Annotated in this window: 22 protein-coding genes and 1 pseudogene; 11 read left to right on the plus strand and 12 right to left on the minus strand. The window is 74.3% G+C overall.

The features are described 5' to 3' along the window. Positions 1–39 precede the first annotated feature (39 nt). The gene (locus DEJ51_RS01065) at positions 40–1182 is read left to right on the plus strand and encodes a molybdopterin-dependent oxidoreductase (protein WP_150255445.1); all 1143 of its coding nucleotides are present in this window, start codon (positions 40–42) and stop codon (positions 1180–1182) included. Next, complete coding sequence (locus DEJ51_RS01070; RefSeq protein WP_150255447.1) at positions 1182–1592, plus strand: hypothetical protein; 411 nt, start codon at positions 1182–1184, stop codon at positions 1590–1592. The genes DEJ51_RS01065 and DEJ51_RS01070 overlap by 1 nt, the downstream gene beginning before the upstream one ends. A 74-nt stretch (positions 1593–1666) precedes the next feature. Here DEJ51_RS01070 and DEJ51_RS01075 read toward each other — a convergent pair whose 3' ends face one another. Genes DEJ51_RS01075 through DEJ51_RS01085 form a run of 3 tightly spaced genes read right to left on the minus strand, consistent with a single transcriptional unit; the run spans position 1667 to position 3653 of the window. Further along, a complete protein-coding gene (locus DEJ51_RS01075) occupies positions 1667–2323 on the minus strand; it encodes a class I SAM-dependent methyltransferase (RefSeq protein ID WP_150255449.1) in 657 nt (218 codons plus the stop codon). Next, the gene (locus DEJ51_RS01080; RefSeq protein WP_150255451.1) at positions 2320–2940 is read right to left on the minus strand and encodes a DUF2064 domain-containing protein; all 621 of its coding nucleotides are present in this window, start codon (positions 2938–2940) and stop codon (positions 2320–2322) included. Before DEJ51_RS01080 ends, DEJ51_RS01075 begins: the two co-directional genes overlap by 4 nt. Continuing rightward, positions 2937–3653 (minus strand): glycosyltransferase family 2 protein, encoded by a 717-nt coding sequence (locus tag DEJ51_RS01085; protein ID WP_150255453.1) that lies wholly within the window; start codon positions 3651–3653, stop codon positions 2937–2939. Before DEJ51_RS01085 ends, DEJ51_RS01080 begins: the two co-directional genes overlap by 4 nt. 123 nt (positions 3654–3776) lie before the next feature. On the opposite strand from DEJ51_RS01085, the gene DEJ51_RS01090 reads away from it, so the two are divergent. Beyond that, the gene (locus DEJ51_RS01090) at positions 3777–4658 is read left to right on the plus strand and encodes a response regulator transcription factor (protein ID WP_150255455.1); all 882 of its coding nucleotides are present in this window, start codon (positions 3777–3779) and stop codon (positions 4656–4658) included. Further along, positions 4651–5763: a sensor histidine kinase gene (locus DEJ51_RS01095; protein ID WP_150255457.1), complete on the plus strand. Its 1113-nt coding sequence runs from the start codon at positions 4651–4653 to the stop codon at positions 5761–5763. Before DEJ51_RS01090 ends, DEJ51_RS01095 begins: the two co-directional genes overlap by 8 nt. A 13-nt stretch (positions 5764–5776) precedes the next feature. Here DEJ51_RS01095 and DEJ51_RS01100 read toward each other — a convergent pair whose 3' ends face one another. The 3 genes from DEJ51_RS01100 to DEJ51_RS01110 all read right to left on the minus strand — a co-directional run bounded on the left by DEJ51_RS01100 (position 5777) and on the right by DEJ51_RS01110 (position 8765). Continuing rightward, complete coding sequence (locus DEJ51_RS01100) at positions 5777–6010, minus strand: hypothetical protein (RefSeq protein ID WP_150255459.1); 234 nt, start codon at positions 6008–6010, stop codon at positions 5777–5779. 164 nt (positions 6011–6174) lie between these two features. Then, positions 6175–7260 carry an NAD-dependent epimerase/dehydratase family protein gene (locus DEJ51_RS01105; RefSeq protein ID WP_150255461.1) on the minus strand — a complete coding sequence of 362 codons (1086 nt, stop codon included), beginning with the start codon at positions 7258–7260 and terminating at the stop codon, positions 6175–6177. A gap of 101 nt (positions 7261–7361) precedes the next feature. After that, the gene (locus DEJ51_RS01110; RefSeq protein WP_223835609.1) at positions 7362–8765 is read right to left on the minus strand and encodes a serine hydrolase domain-containing protein; all 1404 of its coding nucleotides are present in this window, start codon (positions 8763–8765) and stop codon (positions 7362–7364) included. A 280-nt stretch (positions 8766–9045) separates the two neighbouring features. Between DEJ51_RS01110 and DEJ51_RS01115 the strand changes: the two genes are divergently transcribed. Beyond that, on the plus strand, positions 9046–9330 hold the full coding sequence (locus DEJ51_RS01115; protein WP_150255463.1) for a DUF6400 family protein: 285 nt from the start codon (positions 9046–9048) through the stop codon (positions 9328–9330). Beyond that, the gene (locus tag DEJ51_RS01120; protein ID WP_150255465.1) at positions 9317–9574 is read left to right on the plus strand and encodes a hypothetical protein; all 258 of its coding nucleotides are present in this window, start codon (positions 9317–9319) and stop codon (positions 9572–9574) included. The genes DEJ51_RS01115 and DEJ51_RS01120 overlap by 14 nt, the downstream gene beginning before the upstream one ends. Before the next feature lie 15 nt (positions 9575–9589). Here the strand turns inward: DEJ51_RS01120 and DEJ51_RS01125 are convergent, their stop codons facing one another. The 3 genes from DEJ51_RS01125 to DEJ51_RS01135 all read right to left on the minus strand — a co-directional run bounded on the left by DEJ51_RS01125 (position 9590) and on the right by DEJ51_RS01135 (position 12737). Next, complete coding sequence (locus tag DEJ51_RS01125; RefSeq protein ID WP_150255467.1) at positions 9590–10384, minus strand: 3-hydroxybutyrate dehydrogenase; 795 nt, start codon at positions 10382–10384, stop codon at positions 9590–9592. A 154-nt stretch (positions 10385–10538) separates the two neighbouring features. Then, positions 10539–11237: an HAD family hydrolase gene (locus tag DEJ51_RS01130; RefSeq protein ID WP_150255468.1), complete on the minus strand. Its 699-nt coding sequence runs from the start codon at positions 11235–11237 to the stop codon at positions 10539–10541. Between the two features lie 84 nt (positions 11238–11321). Continuing rightward, complete coding sequence (locus DEJ51_RS01135; RefSeq protein WP_223835610.1) at positions 11322–12737, minus strand: Ig-like domain-containing protein; 1416 nt, start codon at positions 12735–12737, stop codon at positions 11322–11324. Positions 12738–12956: 219 nt separating this feature from the next. Between DEJ51_RS01135 and DEJ51_RS01140 the strand changes: the two genes are divergently transcribed. The 4 genes and pseudogenes from DEJ51_RS01140 (at position 12957) to DEJ51_RS34825 (ending at position 15900) form a co-directional block, all read left to right on the plus strand. Further along, a complete protein-coding gene (locus tag DEJ51_RS01140; protein WP_150255470.1) occupies positions 12957–13463 on the plus strand; it encodes a GNAT family N-acetyltransferase in 507 nt (168 codons plus the stop codon). A 139-nt stretch (positions 13464–13602) separates the two neighbouring features. Further along, positions 13603–14553, plus strand: a complete 951-nt coding sequence (locus DEJ51_RS01145; protein ID WP_150255472.1) for a hypothetical protein — start codon at positions 13603–13605, stop codon at positions 14551–14553. 72 nt (positions 14554–14625) lie between these two features. Further along, a pseudogene (locus tag DEJ51_RS01150) lies at positions 14626–15606 on the plus strand (oxidoreductase); the annotation flags it as partial. Between the two features lie 33 nt (positions 15607–15639). Further along, positions 15640–15900: a CPCC family cysteine-rich protein gene (locus tag DEJ51_RS34825; protein ID WP_223836121.1), complete on the plus strand. Its 261-nt coding sequence runs from the start codon at positions 15640–15642 to the stop codon at positions 15898–15900. A gap of 28 nt (positions 15901–15928) precedes the next feature. On the opposite strand, the gene DEJ51_RS01155 is transcribed toward DEJ51_RS34825, so the two are convergent. Continuing rightward, on the minus strand, positions 15929–16621 hold the full coding sequence (locus tag DEJ51_RS01155) for a MerR family transcriptional regulator (RefSeq protein WP_150261616.1): 693 nt from the start codon (positions 16619–16621) through the stop codon (positions 15929–15931). 90 nt (positions 16622–16711) lie between these two features. On the opposite strand from DEJ51_RS01155, the gene DEJ51_RS01160 reads away from it, so the two are divergent. Continuing rightward, positions 16712–17227 carry a DUF4188 domain-containing protein gene (locus tag DEJ51_RS01160; protein ID WP_150255474.1) on the plus strand — a complete coding sequence of 172 codons (516 nt, stop codon included), beginning with the start codon at positions 16712–16714 and terminating at the stop codon, positions 17225–17227. Between the two features lie 18 nt (positions 17228–17245). Here DEJ51_RS01160 and DEJ51_RS01165 read toward each other — a convergent pair whose 3' ends face one another. Next, positions 17246–18130: a class I SAM-dependent methyltransferase gene (locus tag DEJ51_RS01165; protein WP_150255475.1), complete on the minus strand. Its 885-nt coding sequence runs from the start codon at positions 18128–18130 to the stop codon at positions 17246–17248. Between the two features lie 123 nt (positions 18131–18253). After that, positions 18254–20299 carry a prolyl oligopeptidase family serine peptidase gene (locus DEJ51_RS01170; protein WP_150255477.1) on the minus strand — a complete coding sequence of 682 codons (2046 nt, stop codon included), beginning with the start codon at positions 20297–20299 and terminating at the stop codon, positions 18254–18256. Between the last annotated feature and the right edge of the window lie 44 nt (positions 20300–20343).

Genomic DNA, 20343 nt, shown 5'->3' on the forward strand with positions numbered 1-20343 from the left:
AAGCCTCCCACCGGGGCGTCGGCGAGGTGTGATGGGCTCATGCGCTTCACTCCGCCCCCGGGCCCGCCGATCACCTTCAGGGCGCGGCTGCACGACGCCCGTACCGCGACGGTGATCGGCCGCCTGCTCGGGCTCGCCGTCGTCGTCTGTTTCGCCACCGGTGTGCTCAGCCACTTCCTCCAGCAGCCGCCGGTCTGGCTCGCCGACCGATTGCCGAGCCGTCCGTCCTGGGGCTACCGGCTCACCCAGGGCCTGCACGTGGCCTCGGGCACCGCCGCGATCCCGCTGCTGCTGGCCAAGCTGTGGACGGTCTACCCGCGGCTGTTCGCGTGGCCGCCGGTGCGGTCCGTGCTGCACGCGCTGGAGCGCCTCTCGGTGGCCGTACTCGTCGCCGCCGCGATCTTCCAGCTGTTCACCGGTCTGCTGAACACCTTCCAGTGGTACCCCTGGCCGTTCTCGTTCGTACCCGTGCACTACGCCGTCGCCTGGCTGCTGCTGGGAGCACTGCTGCTGCACGTCGCCGTGCAATGGCCGCGGATCCGGGACCACTTCACCCGCCGCTCCCCCGGCACCCTGGCCCTGCCCGAGGCCGACGGGCCGGACCGCCGGCAGCTGCTGGCGGCCGTCGCGGCGGGGGTGGGCGCGGTCACGCTGACCACGGTCGGGCAGTCGGTCACCGCGCTCGGGCCGCTGGAGCTGTTCGCGCCGCGCAGCCCGGCCCACGGGCCGCAGGGGCTGCCGGTGAACCGTACGGCCGCCGCGGCACGCGTCACCGAGGCCTCGCTGGACGGCTGGCGGCTGACCCTGGCCGGGCCGCGCCCGTCCACCCTCACGCTGGAGGAGCTGCGCGCCCTGCCGCAGCACGAGGTGACCCTGCCCATCGCCTGTGTGGAGGGCTGGAGCAAGTCCGCCCGGTGGACGGGGGTCCGGGTACGGGACCTGCTGGAGCGGGCCGGCGGGGGACCCGACGCCCGCTGCCGGGTGGTGTCGCTGGAGGTGGCGGGCGCGTACCGGGTGATGGAGATGGGCCGTCTGTACGCGCAGGACCCGCTCACTCTGCTGGCCCTGCGCCTGAACGGTGAGGTGCTGTCCCTGGACCACGGCTATCCGGCGCGGATCATCGCCCCGAACCGGCCGGGCGTGCTCCAGACCAAGTGGGTCGGCCGGCTGGAGGTGGCGTGATGGGGTTCCGGTACGTGTGCGGCGGTCTCGGGGTGGCCTTGATGGCCTTCGGTGGCTTCCTGCTGGTGCAGCAGCCCGAGCCGTGGCGGATCGTGCTGTGGCTCGCGGGCGGGGTCCTCGTCCACGACGGGCTGATCGCCCCTCTCGTGGTCGCGGTCGGGGCGCTCTGCGCGGCGGCGGGCCTGCGTCTGCGCGGGGTCCCGCGCGCCGCACTGATCGTCGCGGGGTCCCTGACGGTGATCGCCCTGCCGCCGCTCCTGCGCCCCGGGGGTGTGGCCAACGCGTCGGTGCTGCCGTTGGACTATCCGCGGAACTGGCTGCTGGCGATGGTCGCGATCGCCGCGTTCACGACCGGGCACGTGGGAGCGTGCGTGTGGGCGCGGCGGCGGCAGGCGGCGGCGCGGCGCTGACGAGGGGTGCGGGGTGCGGGGAAAAGGGGGAGTTGACGCCGGTGCGGCGTCGACTCCCCCCTTCTGCATGCCTGTCAGCGTCGCAGGTGTACGAAGCTGCGGCCGGCAGCCTGCCAGGTGACGGACCGGGTCCAGCCCGCGTCGGCGGCCCGGCCGTACAGGGCGCGGGCGCCGAGCCGGGCCCACCAGAAGGGCGCCCCTTGGCCGCCGCGGCCGTCGTCGACGTGTACCTCCACGCGTTCGTCCACGTCGGCGGCGGTCACCTCGACCAGCAGGGAGCCGTCAAGTGCGGCGAGCTGGGCGGCGCGGCCGAGCAGGGCGGCCGGATCGCCACCGATGCCGATGTTGCCGTCGATGAGCAGGACCGTGCCCCAGCGTCCCTCGCCGGGCAGCGGGTCGAAGACCGACCGGCACAGGGCGCTGCCGCCGGCCCGCGTCGTACGGGCCACGGCCTCGGGGGTGACGTCCACGCCCAGCGCCCGGTGCCCGCGTGCGGCCAGGGTGGCGACGAGGCGTCCGGGGCCGCAGCCGATGTCCAGGACGGGCCCCGCGCAGCGGGCGAGGACGCCCTCGTCCGCCTCGTCCGGTTCGGCGCACCACCGCTCCACGTCCAGGGGCAGCAGCCAGCCGTCCGCGCGCCGCAGGTAGAGGGGGCCCTGGCCGGCGCGCAGCGCGTCGGCGTAGGGGTCGGCCCGCCAGGCGAGGGCGGGTTCGGCGAGCTGGGCGGTCATCGTGTCACCGTGTGGAGGCCGCGGTGGAGGGCGGCGAAGCGGGTACCGGGCACGGCGGCGGCGACCCGTGCCGCGTCGGCCGGGGTGTCCACGTCGCACAGCTCGGGCAGGTCCCGTACCGCGAGCCCGGAGCCGGTCAGCCGGCCGCGCTGCAGCTCGCCCGTGGTCGGCAGGGACATCGGCACGCCGAGGAGCAGGGCCGGGTCGGGCTCGGCGAGGCCGAGCGCCCAGAACCCGCCGTCGTCGGCCGGGCCGAACCAGGCGTCCGTCTCGCCGAAGTCGAGCCCGCGGGCGAGGAGGTCCGCAGTGACCTGCGGCGTGTCCATGCCGATGAGCAGGGCCGGTCCGGCGGCCTGGGCGAAGGCCGCGGCCAGCCGGGCGTCGAGCCCGCCCGCGCCCTGCGGTACGACCTCGATGCCGTCGGGGAGCCAGGGCCCGGGCGCTCCGTCGAGTACGAGCACGCGCCGGCGGGCCGGGGTGTCGCGTACGGCGGCCAGGGTGTCCTGAAGTGCGGCGCACGCCAGCGCGGCGGCCTGCTCGGGGGTGAAGTGCGGGGTGAGGCGGGTCTTGACCCGGCCGGCGACGGGGGCCTTGGCGATGACGAGGAGCGTGCTCACGCGGAGACCCCCTCGGTGGGCGCGGACCGGGTGCCGGGCGGTTCGGCGAGCACCTTGCGCATGTCCCGTACCGCCTGCCAGGTGCCCCGCCAGGTGCCGGTGACCTTGGACTTCCCGGAGCGGGGCAGGTACGGGACGTCGGTCTCGGCGACGCGCCAGCCGGCGTCGGCGGCCCGTACGACCATCTGCAGCGGGTAGCCGCTGCGCCGGTCGGTCAGGTGCAGGCCGAGCAGCGCCTCCCGGCGCGCGACCCGCATCGGTCCGAGGTCGTGCAGCCGCAGTCCGGTGCGGCGGCGCAGCATCCGGGCCAGCGCCAGGTTGCCGGCCCGGGCGTGTACGGGCCAGGCGCCGCGGCCCTGTGGGCGGCGGCGGCCGAGCAGCAGGTCCGCCTCGCCCGCGGCGACGCTCGCCGCCATCGCGGCGAGCAGCCCGGGGTCCATGGAGGCGTCGCAGTCGCAGAAGCAGACCAGGTCGGCGCGGGCCGCGAGGAGTCCGGCGTGGCAGGCGGCACCGAATCCGCGCCGGTCCTCGTGCACGACGGTGGCGCCCAGGCTCCGGGCGATCTCCGCCGAGCCGTCGGTCGACCCGTTGTCGACGACGATGGCACGCCATCCGGCCGGGACGCGCGCCAGCACCCAGGGAAGCGCCTGCGCCTCGTCGAGGCACGGCAGTACGAGGTCCGCGCGGGGCGGAGCACAAGCTGATGAAGTCACCCTCCACACCGTAGGAATCAGGACCGGTGAAAGGGGGCTCACAGACCTTACGAAACGCGGACGCCGTCCCGTGGGAGGGGGTCCGCGCCACACCTGGGGCCGGGCAGGTGACAGCCTGGGGGCATGGCAGTGAGCGATGTGGAGCGTACGAACGAGGGACCCGGCGCCGAGGGGTCCGACCGTACCGGCGCGCAGGGCGAGGCCCAGGCCGGCGGGCAGGTCGGCGCCCCGGCGGGTGCCCAGGGCAGCGTCCTCGTGGTGGACGACGATCCGACCGTCTCGGAGGTCGTGGCCGGATACCTGGAACGGGCCGGATTCTCGGTGCGCCTGGCGGCGGACGGCCCCTCCGGCCTGCGCGCCGCCGAGGAGCAGCGGCCGGACCTGATGGTCCTCGACTTGATGCTGCCCGGGATGGACGGCCTCGAGGTCTGCCGCCGGCTGCGTGCCGGGGAGAACGGCGCCCGGCCCGTCCCCGTCATCATGCTCACCGCGCGCGGCGACGAGGACGACCGGATCCTGGGCCTGGAGGTGGGCGCGGACGACTACGTGACCAAGCCCTTCAGCCCGCGGGAGCTCGTGCTGCGGGTGCGCTCGGTACTGCGCCGGGCTCAGGCGGGGGCACCGGGCAGTGCCGCGGAGGGCGGTCCGGAGGGCGGTCCTCGGCTGGCGGTGGCGGGCCTGGTCCTGGACCCGGGGGCTCGCCGGGCGCACAAGGAGGGGCGGGAACTCGCTCTCACCCTGAGGGAGTTCGACCTCCTCGCCTATTTCCTGCGCCACCCGGGCCAGGTCTGCGACCGGGAGCGGCTGATGCGTGAGGTCTGGGGCTGGGACTTCGGCGACCTGTCGACCGTCACCGTGCACGTCCGGCGGCTCCGCGGCAAGATCGAGGACGATCCGGGGAACCCACGGCTGATCCGGACCGTCTGGGGCGCCGGCTACCGCTTCGAGCCGGCCCCGGACACCGGTGCCGAGCACGCCTTCCGGACGGAGGACGGCCATGCGTGACCTTCTGCTGATCGCCCTGTACGCGCTCCTCGGCGCGGGCGCCGCCGGGCTGCTCGGGGCCGTGGCGCTGCGGATACTGCGCCGGCGCAGCGTCGCCGTCTCCCTCGCGGTCGTGGCCGCGGTCGCGGTGTCCGCGATGCTCGCCGGAACGCTGGCCGTCGCCTGGGCGATGTTCCTGTCCTCCCACGACCTGGCCGTCGTGACGACGGTCGTCGCGACGGCCGCGGCCGTCTCGATGGCCACCGCGCTGTTGCTGGGCCGCCAGGTCGTCCGGCGCTGCCGGGAGCTCGTGGGCGCGGCCCGGGTCTTCGGCGAGGAGGGCACGTTCGCGGCGCCCACGCTGCCCGCTCCCGCCGAGTTCACGGCACTGAGCAGCGAGCTGGCCCGCACCAGCGAACGGCTGGCGGCCTCCCGGGAGCGCGAGCGGGCCCTGGAGGCCTCGCGGCGCGAGCTCGTGGCCTGGATCTCGCACGATCTGCGCACCCCGCTGGCCGGTCTGCGCGCCATGTCGGAGGCGCTGGAGGACGGTATGGCGGCTGATCCCGCCCGCTACCACCGGCAGATCCGTACCGAGGTCGACCGCCTCAACTCCATGGTCGGCGACCTCTTCGAGCTGTCGCGCATCCACGCGGGCGCGCTCTCCCTCACGCTGACCCGGATGTCGCTGCACGACCTGGTGGGCGACGCCCTGGCCGGCACCGACGCGCTCGCCCGCGAGCACGGCGTGCGGCTGGTCGGCGAGGGGGTCGCCTCGCTGCCGGTGGAGGTGGACGGCAAGGAGATGACTCGGGTGCTGTCCAACCTCCTGGTCAACGCCATCCGCCACACCCCGGCCGACGGTACGGTCGCGATCGCCGCCGAACGCCGGGCGGACTCCGTGGTGCTCTCGGTCACCGACGCCTGCGGAGGGATCCCCGAGGAGGACCTCCCGCGTGTCTTCGACACGGGCTGGCGCGGCACCCCGGCCCGTACCCCTCCTTCGGGTGCGGGCCTGGGCCTCGCGATCGTCCGGGGCATCGTCGAGGCCCACGCGGGCCACGCGGACGTCCGCAACGTGAGCGGCGGCTGCCGCTTCGAACTGACCCTGCCGGCCGCGGCCGGCTAGGCCGTCGGCGAGGTCAGTAGAACATCCAGGCCGGGGTCAGGTTGCCGTTGATGGTGAACATCACCTCCCCGGCCAGGCACGGCGGATCGACGTTCGCGACGGCGGAGGCCTGGGTGGGGTCGCCGTAGTTGCCCATCCACCGCCATTGCTTGAGCGATCTCTGTGCGGCGATGCGCTGCTTGATCTCGATCCCTTCCTCGACGGAAAGGACCCGGTCGACAGCGATTTCCCCGTTCTGCTTCTCCATGCCAGTCCTCCTGCACTCGTAGCTGAAAGTAGCGGACGATTACAGAATGTGGCTGACCGCACCGATGTGCTAGCCCCGGGGTCGGCGTGTCGGCGCCGGGCGGCGAGGTCTACCTCATCGGCCCTGCGATCGGCGCGGCAGGGCAGTGCGGAGCGGACGGCCGGTCAGCACGACGTGGATCGAACGGGGTTCGGTGCTCCCGGTGACACGCTGCATCCCGGCTCGGCCGGACGGGTGGCCAGTTCGGCCATGCCCGCGGCGAAGGGGACGGCGGGGCGCCAGCCCAGCTCGTGGCGCAGGCGCGCCGAGTCCGCGGTGATGTGCCGGACGTCGCCGAGCCGGTACTCGCCGGTGACGACCGGGGCCGGGCCACCACAGGCGGCGGCCAGCGCCGCGGCCATGTCGCCCACGGTCCGCGGGTCGCCGCTGCCGACGTTGTACGCGGTGAAGCCCGCGGGCGGCCCGGAGCCCACGCCCGCCTCCGCGCCCGTGCCCGCCGGGGCCAGGGCCTCCAGCGCCAGCGCGTTGGCCGCGGCCACGTCCCGCACGTGCACGAAGTCCCGGCGCTGACCGCCGTCCTCGAAGACCCGCGGCGCCTCGCCCCGCGCGAGCGAGGACGTGAACAGCGCGGCCACCCCCGCGTACGGGGTGTCGCGGGGCATCCCCGGCCCGTAGACGTTGTGGTAGCGCAGCGAGACGACGTGTCCGCCGGTGGCCCGGGCCCAGGAGGCCGCGAGGTGTTCCTGGGCGAGCTTGGTCGTGGCGTAGACGTTCCGGGGGTCCGCCGGGGCGTCCTCCGTGACCAGTCCCGGCGCCAGGTCGGCGCCGCAGACCGGGCAGCGCGGCTCGAACCGCCCGGCCCTCAGATCGGTCTCGGCGCGCGGGCCGGGCCGGACCGTGCCGTGGGCGGGGCATGCGTAGCGTCCCTCGCCGTAGACGACCATCGACCCGGCGAGCAGCAGCCGCGGCACCCGTGCACGCGCCATCCCGGCGAGCAGCACCGCGGTGCCCAGGTCGTTCGCCGACACATAGCCGGGCGCGTCCCCGAAGTCCTTCCCGAGCCCGACCCTGGCCGCCTGGTGACAGACCGCGTCCACGCCGGCCAGGGCCCGCTCCACGGCATCCGGGTCCCGTACGTCCCGTCCGTCCGCCGCCAGGTCGAAGACCACCGGCTCGTGGCCGCGGCCGGTCAGCTCGGCGACGACGTGCGAGCCGATGAAGCCCGCCCCTCCAGTCACAAGTACACGCATGCCCCGACGCTATGCCGCGTGCGGCCCGGCGGGACGCCCGCCGGGCCGCACGTCACGGATCCGTAAGCACCCGCGGGAGGCGGCACCGCCCCTGCGCGCGGTCAGCGCACGGGACCCGACAGCGGCCCGGGGAGCGGCGGCATGTCCTGCGGCAGGACGCGCGGCGCGGACGGGGTCCGCGCGGACGGGGCCTGGGCGGACGGGCCCTCGGCGGAGCCGTTCTTCGCGGCCGGGTCCGGGGTGCGCGGCGCCGTGGTGCCGCAGAGGGACTGGTCGCGGTAGTCCCGCATGGCCGCGTCGGCCGGGTGCGCCTCGAACTCGGTGCCGGCCTCGTTGAGGCGCTGGTACTTCATCAGGTTGTACCCGATGGCGAACTGACGGCTGCCGTCCGGGCTGGACAGGGCCCAGGTCCCGGCGCCGAAGACTCCCCCGTCATGGCCCCAGGCCGGTCCGCACGGCGTGTCCATGGAGTAGATGCCGAGTCCGTAGCGCATGACCACGGCGCCCTTGCCGTCCTTGACGTCCACGGTGGTGCGCATCTGGTCCAGCTGGCGGCGCGGGAGGACGTCACCGCCCAGCAGGGCGCGGTAGAAGCTGTTGAGGTCCTGCGGGGTGGAGACGAGGGCCCCGGCGGTACCGGCCCAGGTCATGTTGTAGTCGCTGTAGTCGCGCGGGGGGTCGATGATCCCGTAGAAGCTCTCGTACATGCGGGCGTGAGCGCCGCGGATGCGCGGGTCGGTGCCGGGGAAGTAGGTGTCGCGCAGGCCCGCCCGCCGGATCACGTCCCGCGTGATCACCTGCTCCGGGTCCTGGCCGGTCACCTTGCGGAGCACCTCGCCGAGCAGCACGTAGTTGGTGTTGGAGTAGGACCATTCGGTGCCGGGTTCGAACAGCTGCGGCCTGGCCACCCCGTAGCCGATCAGCTCGGCGGGCCGGATCGTGCGGTACCGGTGCTCGTCCAGGCTCTCCGTGGTCCCCTTCAGGAGGGAGGGGAAGGCATCGCCGACGTAGTCCTGGATGCCGCTGGTGTGGTTCAGGAGCATGCGTACGGTCACCTTGCGGCCGCGTTCGCCGGGCAGCAGCTCGGGCACGTAGTCGCCGACCGGCCGGTCCAGGTCCACCCGGCCCTTCGCGGACTGCTGGAGGACGGCCACGGCGGTGAAGGTCTTGGTGACGCTGCCGACGCGGTGCCGCAGGTCGGGGCGGACCTTGCGCCCGGTGGCGACGTCGGCGAGCCCGGCGGCGCCGTCGAAGCGCTCACGGCCGTCGCGGACCCCGGAGTAGACGCCGTACACGCCCGCCTCCTGGATCGCGTTCAGCCCCGCCTGCAGCCGGGTCCGGTCTAAGCGCCGGCCCGCGTCCTGGCCGTAGGTGCTCGGTGCTTCCTGGGCGGCGGCGCTCGCGGCCGGCGCGAGGCCGGCCAGCAGGGCTATCGCCACGGCGGTGGCCGAGGCGGCGCGGCGCAGTCGCGGTGCGGGTCGGTCGGCGGGACGGGTGTGGGGCACGGCGGCTCCTCGTCGGTGGCCCGGTGGGGCCCGGCGATCTTGGTCCCCTCCATTCTTCGCTCCGGCCCCCGGCCCCGGCCTCCTCCACCAGAACGAACGGGGCATCAGCCTCCAGAAGGAGAAGCACCTTGACAGGCCGATACATATGTCACGGCGCACTCCCGGGCGTACGGCCCCGTGCGGCGTGGCGCGGCCCCGCCCGCACACCCCTGACCTGCGGAATGTGACTCCGCCCACCCTCCCTTGACCGGGCAAGGAAGGGCTACCTAACTTCGATGTCATGGCCCCCCACGACCGCACCCCGCCGTCCGACGCCTCCGGTGCACCCGACGCGTCCGAGCTGGTCGATTTCGCCGTCGACCTCACCTCACAGGAGGTGCTCCGGCGCGCCCAGGTGATGGCGGCCCTCGGCCCCGACTGGGATCCGATGGAGGTGCTCCTCGGTGAGGAGGCCGCGTACGACCTGCTCTATTCCGGGCTCGACGCCGGGCAGCAGCGCCTCTACGACGACCTGGTGGCGGCCGGTGTGCTGCCCTCCCGCGGAGACGGCCGTGCTGCCGCTTGATCCGCAGGCCGACCCCGGGCGCCGCGCCTGGGTCGCCTGCCCGAAGTGCGCGGACGCCCGCGGCTGCGAACCCTGCGAGCAGCGGCGCACCTGCTCCACCCACTGGCGCTACCTGCTCACCAACACCGGCAGCATGCTCCACCTGCAGTGCCCCGGGTGCACCCACGTCTGGGTCCACGAGAGCGGATTCGGAGCCACCCGGTCCCTGTGGGACCGCGTCACGGACGCCCGGCCCGGCTTCTGACCTCCGCACCGGGGGTCAGGCGGCGGTCCATCCGCCGTCCAGGGGGATCGAGGCACCCGTGACGTAGCCGGTGTGCGGGCCGCAGAGCCACAGGACGGCTGCCGCGACCTCCTCCGGTTCGATCAGCCGCTTGACCGCGGAGCGGCTCAGCAGTACCTCGGACACCACCTGGGCGGCGTCGATGCCGTGGGCGGCGGCCTGGGCCTCGATCTGCCGCTCGACCAGCGGTGTGCGGACGTAGCCGGGGTTCACGCAGTTGCTGGTGACGCCGTGCGGGGCCCCTTCGAGGGCCGCGACCTTGCTCAGCCCTTCAAGGGCGTGCTTCGCGGTCACGTAGCCGGCCTTGTACGCGCTGGCGCGCAGCCCGTGCACGCTGGAGATGTTCACGATGCGGCCCCAGCCGCGTGCGCGCATGTACGGCATGGTCCGGCGGATCAGCAGGAACGGCGCGTGCACCATCACACGCTGCATGAGTGCGAAGCGGTCCGGCGGGAACTCGGTCAGTGGGGCGACGTGCTGCAGTCCGGCGTTGTTGACCAGGATGTCGACGTCGGCCGGCAGCTCCGCGACGGTCTCGGCCCGGGCCAGGTCCACCACGTGCGCCTGCCCGCCGATCGTCCCCGCGACCGCCTTCGCCGCGGCGGCGTCCATGTCCACCACGTGCACCCGGGCCCCGGCCGCGGCAAGCGCCGAGGCGCAGGCCCGCCCGATCCCGCTGCCGGCCCCGGTCACCATGGCGGTACGGCCCGCCAGGCCCAGGCCCTCGGGGGCGGCTGTCGCACGGGGCACGGGAGGAGATCCGCTCGTCATGCCCGGAATCATCAGGGACACCCGTGGACCGCTCCCATGTGCGCGGCCGCCACAGTCGGGCGGCCGGCGGTGTCGGCCACCGCCAGGCCGGGCGGCGGCCGGTCCCGGTGCTGCGTCCGGGAGGGTCCACCGGGGTGCGGCGCCCGGCCCGGCGCTACGCGGGCCCGAGCAGGTCCAGCAGGGGGGCCAGGCCCGCCGGCCGCTCGTCGACCGGGAGGTGGTCGACGAAACGCACCGGGCAGCCGAGTGCCCGTGCGCCGCCGTCCGCCTCGCGGCTGTCGCCGACCATCAGCACGTCGGCGGGGGCCAGGCCCAGCCGGTCACAGGCGGCCCGGAAGATCACCGGATCGGGCTTCTGGGTGCCCAGCTCGTAGGAGAGCACGTAGGCGTCGACCAGCTCGTCGAGGCCGTGCGCGCGGAAGACCGGCCGCAGGTCCCATCCGATGTTGCTGACCACGGCCACCGGGAGCCCCCGGCGGCGCAGTTCGCGCAGCGTGCGTTCCGTGTCCGGGTAGGGGCGCCAGGCGGCGGGGCTCATGTGGCGGTCGTAGAGCGCCTGTGCCAGTTCGGGGTCGGTGATCCCGGCCGCCCGGGTCAGACCTCCGTAGGCGGCCCGGTGCTGCTCGGCGCTGATGTCCCGCTGGTCCCACAGGGTTTCGAGGTGCGCCGGCACGTGCCGGGGCGACGCCCCGCCGGGCAGCGCGCCGTACTCGGTCAGCCTCCGCGCCGTCTCGTCGAAGTCCGCCCCGGCCAGCAGGGTGCCGGTCTCCGCGAGCGCGGCGGCGAGCCACTCCTCGGTCGACTCGACGCGCAGCAGGGTGCCGGAGAAGTCGAACATCACTCCTTTGATCATGTGGTGATCGTAGTCCGCTCCGGGGTGCCGCCGACCGGACGCGGGCGCACCGGCCGGACGGCCGGTGCGCTCCCGGAGGCGGGGTCAGGTGGTCGGGTGCAGCCGGGACGCCGCGGACGCCGAGGGCGGTGGGCCCTGCGGGTTCCCCTCGACGGCGGCCAGGGCGCTGCCCGCCAGCCAGGTCCGCCAGTCCACGTTCCAGTCGCCGAATCCGTTGTCGAAGGGGGCCATCTTCGCGCCGCCGCTGTTGACCACCTCCACGATGTCCCCTTCACGGACGGTCTCGAAGAACCAGGCGGCGTCCTCGGTGCTCATGCCCGTGCAGCCGTGGCTCACGTTCTCCTCACCCTGCGCCTCGACCGACCAGGGCGCGGCGTGGATGTACTCGCCGCTCCAGGTCACCCGGGTCGCGTAGGAGACGGGCAGGTCGTAGAACTCGCTGGTGCCGCGCTTGATGCCGACCGTGTCGCCGCGCATCCGGACCTTGGGCTCCTTGCGCAGCACGACCTTGATGCCGCTGCGGGTCCTGAAGCCCGCCTTGCCGGTGGTGACCGGGATCGTCCTGATGACCCGTCCGTTGCGGCGTACGGTCATCCGGTGGGTGGCGGAGTCGGTGACGGCCTCGATCCGGTCCGCGATGGTGAACTGCACCGCGTCGGAGGGGCCGCCGTAGTCGTGCTCGCCGACCTCGACCCCGTCGAGACCGCTGCGGACCCGGACGACGGTGTGGGCCGGCCAGTACGTGCGCGGCCGGTAGTGCAGGGTCGATTCGTCGACCCAGTGCCACGCGCCCTCGACGTGCGGCTCGGAGGTCACCTGCAGGGCCCGCTCCAGGCGGGCGCGGGCGGGGAGGTCGCCGGCGGGCACCGGGCGGCTGAGGCTCGCCGTCACGATCTCCCCCGCGCCGTACGTGCCGGGGCCCGGTCCGAACTCGGCCGTCAGCCGGCCCCCGTCGGAGGGCGGCGCGGTCCGGAACGCCATGGTCGCGCCGACCGCGGTCCCGTCCCCGTCCAGGGCGCCGACCTGCACGGTGTAGGTCTCCCCCGCCCGCAGCGGCTCGCTGTTCAGCCAGCGCTCGCCGTGCGGGGCGAGCTCACCGGCGAGATGACGGCCGTGCCCGTCGCGTACGGTCACGTCCGTGAGGCGGCCCTGTTCGGCGAGGGCGATCTGGAGCGGCCCGCCGGAGTCCGTGGGGAGCAACTCGGTCCGGGCGGTCCGGGCCGCGCCGCCGATGGAGGGTTCCTTGACGAGGGATCCCACCCCGCGCGCGGTGGCCCGTACGCGTTGCTCCTGCCAGCCGCTGCACAGCCCGGGCCGGAACATCCGCACCGCGCAGGGACCGGCGCCGGATCCGCCGCCCTCGTCCAGCACCCTGCCGACGAGCAGGGTGACCGCGGCTTCTCGCGGCGGGCCCGCGAGGGCTTCCGCCGCGGTGTCCGCATCGGGCGCCCGCCCCGGCGCTGCGGCGACGACCAGCATGGCCCCCGTCACCGCAGCCACGGCGCCCCACGCCTTGGTCGGTTGTCTCCGTCGCATTCGTGGCATAGCCGTATCAAAGCGATGCGACGCCAAAATGATGATCATTCCCTCGCTGCTGCGGCCGAACAGGCGCCCAAGAGAACTCGGACGGAGCACAGGGCCCGCCCCCGGCGAGCGGGATCCGGGCGGAGGCCCGATACTCGGATGCCCTCGGACGGGCCCGCCCGCGACAATGCGGCCATGGCCATACGCACAGCACGGCTGGACGAGCTGCCCCGGCTCCAGGACATCGAGAGGGCCGCGGGGCTCTGCTTCCGGGACATCGGCATGCCGCAGATCGCCGACGACGAACCGCCGACGCTCGACGAGCTCGCCGCCTTCCAACGGGCCGGGCTGGCCTGGGTATCGGTCGACGGGGCCGGCACTCCGGGCGCCTATCTGATCGCCGGGCGCGTCGACGGCACTCTGCACGTCGAGCAGGTGTCCGTCCATCCGGACCGCGCCCGTCGCGGGCTCGGCCGGGGCCTGCTGGAGCACCTGGCGGGGTTCGCCGGGCGCGAGGGCGCGTCGGCGCTGACCCTCACCACCTTCACCGAAGTGCCGTGGAACGCCCCGTACTACGCGCGCTGCGGCTTCCGGCCCCTGGAGGACGCGGCGCTCTCTCCGGGCCTGCGGGAGATCCGCGCGCGCGAGGCGGCCCACGGCCTGGACCGGTGGCCCCGCGTCTGCATGCGGCGGGACCTGTGACGGCCGGCCGACGCGGAGGGGCCGGGGAGATGCGCGAGGGGACCGCCCGGCTCGGGGCGGAACGCGCCCGCCGGAGCCTGCCCGGTCGAAGTGGACACCCCGCGCCGGCGGCGCCGGGCAGGGGCCGTAGCCTCCGGGCATGAGCGAACGCATCGGAGAGGGCAGGTGGACCGGCATGGGACGGCGCCGGGAGGCCGAGCTCGACCGGGACGTGGCCGCGTTCCTGGCGGCCAGGGCATTCACCGAGATCCGGCACGTGGCCGGGGGGCTCACGGTACGGGACACCTCCCCTGAGGAGGTTCTGGACCGCATCCGGTTCCTGGCCGACCTGAGCCACAACCTTCCGGGGGTCGCACGGCCGCGGCCCAGGACGCCGTCCCGCCTGGGCAAGCCCCTCGGGAGCTTCGATCAGGCGATGGCCGAACGGCCGCTGAGCTGGGTCTGGAGCACTGCCGGCCCGGAAGCCCGGGCATGGATGCTGCGCCACATCGAGCAGATGACGCACCACTGGACGCCGCCCCCGCCCCTGCCGCGGTCCCGCACGGGACCGGCACCGGTGACGCTGCGCCGGCAGACGGGAATCCTGCTGGGACGCTGGCCGGTCAGGACGCCGGCCGGGCGTCGGCCGCTGCCCGCGCAGGCGCGCGTTCTCAAGGCTCTCGACACGGAAGGGGTCTGCGCGTTGAACGACGAGGCGCACCGGCTCCGGCTCGGCCTCGGCGGAAGCGGATCATGGCTGCGGGCCCATCTCGCCCCCGACGGCGTGCACTACCTGCTCCCGGATCCGGCGGACTACTACTGGCCCGGCAACCCGGACAGCAGCGGCGGCGGTATCCGCTGGTGGCAGTGCACCATGCTGCTGCGGATGCGCGACGGGGAGCAGGTCGCCAGCATGGTCGCCGTACTCCCGGGGACCTTCGCGGCGTTGCCCTCGACCGTGCCCCGGAGGCGGCAGCTGCGACTGGCCCACGTGGTGCGTTCCGTCGAGCGGGACACCTCCCAGTGGGGCCGGGACCACGAGAGCGCCTGCGGACCCGGCCTGTGCGGATACGTCCGCGAAGCGGCCGGCGACGCTCCGACGGCCACATGACCGGCGCCGGGGTTCCTTCGCCGAGCGCGAACCGTCGTCGCGGGCGTGCCCCCGATGTGCTGAGGTGGCCCGATGGATCTTCTTGTACTGGGCGGGACCGCATGGCTGGGACGTGAGATCACTCGGCAGGCGCTGGAGCGGGGGCACCAGGTGACCTGCCTGGCGCGCGGCGAGAGCGGGGCCGTGGCGCCCGGCGCCCGGCTGGTGGCGGCGGACCGGAACCAGGAGTCCGCCTACGCGGAACTCCTCGACCGCGACTGGGACGCCGCGATCGAGGTGTCCTGGCAGCCGGCCTTCGTCCGCGGGGCGCTCGCGGCCCTCGCGGGGCGGGCCCGGCACTGGACCTACGTCTCCTCCATCAGCGCCTACGCCGACCACGGCACGGTCGGCGCCGACGAGTCGGCCGCGCTGCTGGCACCGGCCGATGGCGCACAGGTGGGTCGGGAGGAGTACGGGGAGGCCAAGGTCGCCTGCGAGGAGGCCTCGCGCAGTGCGGTGGGAGACCGGCTCGTGATCGCCCGGGCCGGCCTGATCGGCGGCCCGGGGGACGCCAGCGGACGGACCGGGTACTGGGCGGCACGCTTCGCCCGGGACGTGGACCAGCCCGTGCTCCTCCCCCGGTCCCCCGATCTGCCGACGCAGGCCATCGACGTACGTGACCTGGCGTGCTGGCTGCTGGACCTGGCCCAGGAGGGGACCACCGGCACCTTCGACGCCGTCGGTCCCGTCGTCCCCTTCGACAGCTGGGTCGGGCTCTCGGCACGCGTGGCCGGATACACCGGGCCCGTGGCGGTGGCGGACCCCCAGTGGCTCCTCGACCAGGGCGTCGGGGTGTTCATGGGCCCGGAGTCGATGGCCATGTGGATGCCGGATCCGAAGTGGGCCGGCTTCTGCGCACGCAGCGGAGCGGCGGCACACGCGGCCGGGCTGCGGGACCGCCCGCGCGCCGAGATGCTGGAGGACCTCCTGCGCTGGGAGCGCGCCGAGGGGCCGGAGCGCCCGCGCCGGGCCGGTCTGAGCACCGCCCGCGAGCAGGAGCTGCTCACCGCGCTCGCCGAAGCGCCGCCCGCGGGCCCGTTCCCGTGCCTGGTCTGTGCGAACCTGACCGTCTCGGTGCCGGGGCACCACGAGATCTGCCCCGTCTGCGGCTGGCAGGACGACGGCGGGGACCACCGGGACCCGGATCACCACGTGGGCGGGCCCAACCACGTGTCGCTGAGCGGGGCCCGGGAGAACTACCGGGCCTTCGGAGCGAGCGAGCGGCGCCGCGTCGACCGGGTCCGCCCGCCGCTTCCCGCGGAGATCCCGCCCGCGGACGCGACCCCGGACGGAACCCTGGCCCCCTGACCCACCGCTGCGGCGCACCGGCGGCGGCTCACTGCAGTCCGTACCGGCGGGCCGCCTCCTCCTCCTGGGCCAGCCGGTGCAATGCCTTCAGCACCGGCTGGAACAGGATGGTCGCCGCCACGGCGGTCTCGACCTTCTCCGCCTCCGAGGGGAAGGTCTCGACGAAGTCGAGGTCCCGCACGGCCACTTGGTGCATCAGCTGTGCGTACGGGGCCATGAGCTCGGCGTCCCACGGATAGCCGAGCCGCGCCAGCGTGGCCACCGCCTCCACGAGCGAACGGTGCACCGGCGAGAGCTCCCCCAACTCCCTTGCGGTGGACCAGCCCAGCGTCCGCAGCAGCTGGTCGACCTCGGCGCGCGCGGCGGTCGTGGCCTCGTCCTCGCCGCCGTCATCGCCACCCTCACCTCCACCGTCGCCGAGTCCCTTGTCGTCGGACGGTCGCGGCTGGTGGGGAAGGGCCCACAGCGCCGCGCCCAGGCGCATCGTCCGGCCCAGGGACTCGTCGTCGACGTGCTCCAGCACCTTCCGGACCCTCGCGACCGGCACCTGGCCGACCTGGATCATCGCGCGCACCAGCCGCAGCCTGCGCAGATGGCCCTCGTCGTAGTCGGCGGTCGTCGCACTGACGCGGCGACCCGGCGGCAACAGCCCTTCGCGCAGGTAGTACTTGATCGTGGCGATGGACACGCCGCTCCGCTCACTCAGTTCCGCGAGCCGCAATCTCTTGAACCTTCCCTTGGCGAGTGCCACTATCCAATCATGTGACGGTTGGACAGCAGCGCTATCCAACAAGGCGATCGGGAGGCCGGCATGTTCGCGAAACCCTTACCGGGCCGTACCACCGCAGCCGCCGAGGGGGACGTCGTCGTCCTGCTCATCGGAATGCGCATCAACCACTTCTGGGCCGTGCACCACTGGGTCCCGGTGGTCCTGGCCATGCCGCGCATGCTGCGGGAGCTCGCCCGGCACCCCGCCCGGGGTCTGCTCGGCCACGTCCTGCTCACCGCCTCGCCCCGCACGTACTACGTGGTCCAGTACTGGGAGTCCAAGGAGAAGCTCTACGCGTACGCCGCGGCTCCGGACATGCTCCACCACAAGGCCTGGTCGGTCGTCAACCGCAAGGATCGCGCGGGGCAGTTGCGCGGCCATGTGGGGCTCTGGCACGAGTCCTACGTCGTGCCAGAGGGCTCGTACGAGTCGATCTACTTCGACATGCCGCCCTTCGGGCTGGCGGCGGCCAGCGGGGTGCTCCCCCTGGAGAGCCGGGGCCGGCGCGCGGCCGACCGGTTCGCGCACCGCTCGCCCGGGTCCGGGCCGGAGCAGTGAGCGGGGACCCCGCTCACCTCACCGCCGCGGGCGGGTCGCGACGGTGGCCGCGACCGTGACGGTCCGGGTGCAGGTGCCGTCGGCGCAGTGGTCCAGCAGGGCCTGGCGCAGCTCGGCCGCGAAGGCGTCCTTCCGGTCGCCGAACAGAGCCGGGCTGGAGCAGGTACGGGAGAACTGCAGGCCGACCACCTGGTCCACGGTGTACCGCACGGACCGCTCCCACGTGGTGGTCTCCACGCGGGAGAACGCCGACTTCGCGAGATGGTCCTCCGTGTCCCGCAGTTCGTCCGTGTCCGCGGCTCCGTCCACGTCCGCGGCTCCGTCCACGTCCGCGGCTCCGTCCGCCAGTCCGCCGGCCGGTCCGCCCGCCAGGCCGTCCGCCCGCCCGCCCGCCGGTCCCGGGACCGCGCCCGGCGCCGCCGGGTGGCCGGGCCCGAGGAAGCGCGCACGCACCTCGTCGACGACGGCCGGCCAGGCCGCCGCCGCCGAGGTCACGACGGCGATCCCGCCCCGGGGTGCGAGTACGGCGTCCAGGTCGGCCGGCACCCGCACCCGGTCCATGTGGTGGAACGCCCCGCCGATGACGCACAGGTCGATCCGGGGCAGGCACAGCCGGCCGATGCCGGCGGCGTCGCCACGCAGCCAGGAGATGTTCCCGTGGCCGCCCTCCTCGGCGAGCCCGCACCCTTCGGCGAGCATGGCAGGCTCCGGGTCGACGGCGTAGACGTGCTCGGCGAGCGGAGCCAGCGGCAGGCTGAGCGTGCCCGGCCCGGCGCCGAGGTCCAGTACGGTCTGGGAGCCGTCGAGCGCGAACCGGTCCACGAGGAGTGCGTAGAGCTCCGCCGGGTACGGCGGCCGGTAGCGGGCGTAGTACGGGGCGGCGGACGCGTACGGGGTGCTCATGAGGTCCTCCCGGGCCGGGGTCGCATCCGCCGATGGTGGAGCACAACCCGGCCCTCGGCAGCACCTGGCCCCGCAAATCCCCCGTACGGATGCCTGCCGTTCACCTTCGGCCCGGTCTCCGGGTCACTTCTGCGGGGTCAGCCGCTCCCACAGGAAGGTGTGGACGAGGGCCTCGTTGAAGGCCGTCTGCCGGTGGTCGGTGGCGCCCGCGTGGCCGCCCCCGAGGTGCTCGTGGAAGAGCACGGGATGCCCGTGCTCACGCAGTCGCGCCGCCATCTTGCGGGCGTGGCCGGGGTGTACCCGGTCGTCGCGGGTCGAGGTGAGCAGCAGCAGCGGCGGGTACGCGGGCCCGTCCGTCCGGATCCGGTGGTACGGGGAGATCCTCTCCAGGTGCGGCCGGTCGGCCGGACTGTCGGGATCCCCGTACTCGGCGATCCAGCTGGCCCCGGCCAGCAGCTTGTGGAAGCGCAGCATGTCCAGCAGCGGCACGTGCGCGACGACCGCGCCGAACAGCTCCGGGTCGCGGGTGAGCATGGCGCCCATGAGCAGGCCGCCGTTGCTGCCGCCCTCGATGCCCAGCTGGGCGGGGGTGGTGATGTCCCGGGCGGTCAGGTCGCGGGCGACCGCTGCGAAGTCCTCGTAGGCCCGGACCCGGTTCGCGCCGAGGGCCGCCTGGTGCCAGGCGGGCCCGTACTCGTGGCCGCCCCGGATGCCCGCGACGACGTACGTGCCGCCGCGCGCGAGCCAGGCCCGTCCGGTGAGCGCGCTGTACTGCGGGACCATGGAGATCTCGAAGCCGCCGTACCCGTAGAGCAGGGTGGGGCCGGGTCCCGGGCGGTCCTCGGGCCCGACGACGAAGTACGGCACCCGGGTGCCGTCGGCGGAGGTCGCGAAGTACTGGCGCACGGCGAGACCTGCGGTGTCGAAGAGCGCAGGGCTCTGCTTGAGGCTCTCGCCCTCGCTGCCGTCGCCGGCCGTGCCCCGGTAGAGGGTGGAGGGCTGGAGGAAGCCGGAGACCTGGTGGAAGTACTCGTCGCCGACGTCCGGGTCCGTGTCGGTGACCGACGCGGTGGACAGCGGCGGCAGGCCGGGCAGCGGTGCGCGGCGCCAGCCGCCCGTACCCCGGCCCGGCCCGGTGGGCGGGGTGAGGAGCTCCATCCGGGAGGAGACGTCGGCACGGGTGCTGAGGATGAGGTGGTTGCGGGTCCAGCTGTACCCGGCGAGCGCGGTGCGCTCGTCCGGTGCGAACAGCACCTCGGCCTCGCGCTCCCCCGCCAGGAAGGCGCCCAGGCCGAAGGCGAGCAGCGTGCCCGGGCCGTGGCCGAGCCACGGCGACTTGGTGGTGACGGTCAGCCAGTCGCGGTGGACGGAGGCGCTCGCGTCGTCCGGGACGTCGATCTTCAGCGGCGGGCCGGCGGGGTCCTCCTGGAGCAGGAAGAGCTCCTGGTTCCAGAAGTCGATCTGCCGGTGTACGAAGTCCCGTTCGAAGCCCGGGGTGTCGTCGTGCCATCCGGAGGCGGACAGGTCGGCCGGCCGGCCCTCGTAGACCAGCTCGGCGTCCGCGAGCGGCGTGCCGCGCCGCCAGCGGCGTACCTGGAGCGGGTAGCCGGACCCCGACATCGAGCCTGCTCCGAAGTCCGTACCGATCCAGACCCGGTCCTCGTCGATCCACCCGATCCGGGTCTTGGCCTCGTCTACGGTGAACCCGTCCTCGACGAACTCCCCGGTCTCCAGGTCGAACTCGCGCACCACGCAGGCGTCCGCGCCGTCCCGGGACAGCAGGACGAGGGCGTGCCGGTGCTCGGGGGCCAGCACCCGGCTGCCCGCCCAGGCCCATTCTTCGCCCTCGGCCGCGGCGAGCGCGTCGAGGTCCAGGAGCACCTCCCAGGCAGGCCGGTCCGTCCGGTACTCCTCCAGCGTCGTCCGCCGCCACAGGCCGCGTACGTGGTCGGCGTCCTGCCAGAAGTTGTAGAGGTGGCCGCCCCGGCGGACGGTCCAGGGGATCCGGCCGTCGTCGTCCAGCACCTCGCGCATCTCCTGCTCCAGGACCTTGAACCCGGGCGAACCGGTCAGCGCGTCCACGGTCTCGGCATTGCGCTCCCGCACCCAGGCGAGGGCGGCGTCGCCGGATACGTCTTCCAGCCACAGGTAGGGGTCTTCATCGCTCATCAGGCGATTGTGCAGGAAGCGGGCCGCGGGTGTCCGCCGTCCGG

This window comes from Streptomyces venezuelae (assembly GCF_008642275.1).
GTDB lineage: Bacteria > Actinomycetota > Actinomycetes > Streptomycetales > Streptomycetaceae > Streptomyces > Streptomyces venezuelae_E.

Bases quoted from the DNA above. Each gene is read 5' to 3' on its own strand.
- DEJ51_RS01160 (WP_150255474.1), top strand. From the start codon at position 16,712: ATGTTCGCGAAACCCTTACCGGGCCGTACCACCGCAGCCGCCGAGGGG.
- DEJ51_RS01075 (WP_150255449.1), bottom strand. From the start codon at position 2,323: ATGACCGCCCAGCTCGCCGAACCCGCCCTCGCCTGGCGGGCCGACCCC.
- DEJ51_RS01070 (WP_150255447.1), top strand. From the start codon at position 1,182: ATGGGGTTCCGGTACGTGTGCGGCGGTCTCGGGGTGGCCTTGATGGCC.
- DEJ51_RS01095 (WP_150255457.1), top strand. From the start codon at position 4,651: ATGCGTGACCTTCTGCTGATCGCCCTGTACGCGCTCCTCGGCGCGGGC.
- DEJ51_RS01145 (WP_150255472.1), top strand. From the start codon at position 13,603: ATGAGCGAACGCATCGGAGAGGGCAGGTGGACCGGCATGGGACGGCGC.
- DEJ51_RS01125 (WP_150255467.1), bottom strand. From the start codon at position 10,384: ATGACGAGCGGATCTCCTCCCGTGCCCCGTGCGACAGCCGCCCCCGAG.
- DEJ51_RS01105 (WP_150255461.1), bottom strand. From the start codon at position 7,260: ATGCGTGTACTTGTGACTGGAGGGGCGGGCTTCATCGGCTCGCACGTC.
- DEJ51_RS01090 (WP_150255455.1), top strand. From the start codon at position 3,777: ATGGCAGTGAGCGATGTGGAGCGTACGAACGAGGGACCCGGCGCCGAG.
- DEJ51_RS01140 (WP_150255470.1), top strand. From the start codon at position 12,957: ATGGCCATACGCACAGCACGGCTGGACGAGCTGCCCCGGCTCCAGGAC.
- DEJ51_RS01115 (WP_150255463.1), top strand. From the start codon at position 9,046: ATGGCCCCCCACGACCGCACCCCGCCGTCCGACGCCTCCGGTGCACCC.
- DEJ51_RS01170 (WP_150255477.1), bottom strand. From the start codon at position 20,299: ATGAGCGATGAAGACCCCTACCTGTGGCTGGAAGACGTATCCGGCGAC.
- DEJ51_RS01100 (WP_150255459.1), bottom strand. From the start codon at position 6,010: ATGGAGAAGCAGAACGGGGAAATCGCTGTCGACCGGGTCCTTTCCGTC.
- DEJ51_RS01165 (WP_150255475.1), bottom strand. From the start codon at position 18,130: ATGAGCACCCCGTACGCGTCCGCCGCCCCGTACTACGCCCGCTACCGG.
- DEJ51_RS01130 (WP_150255468.1), bottom strand. From the start codon at position 11,237: ATGATCAAAGGAGTGATGTTCGACTTCTCCGGCACCCTGCTGCGCGTC.
- DEJ51_RS01065 (WP_150255445.1), top strand. From the start codon at position 40: ATGCGCTTCACTCCGCCCCCGGGCCCGCCGATCACCTTCAGGGCGCGG.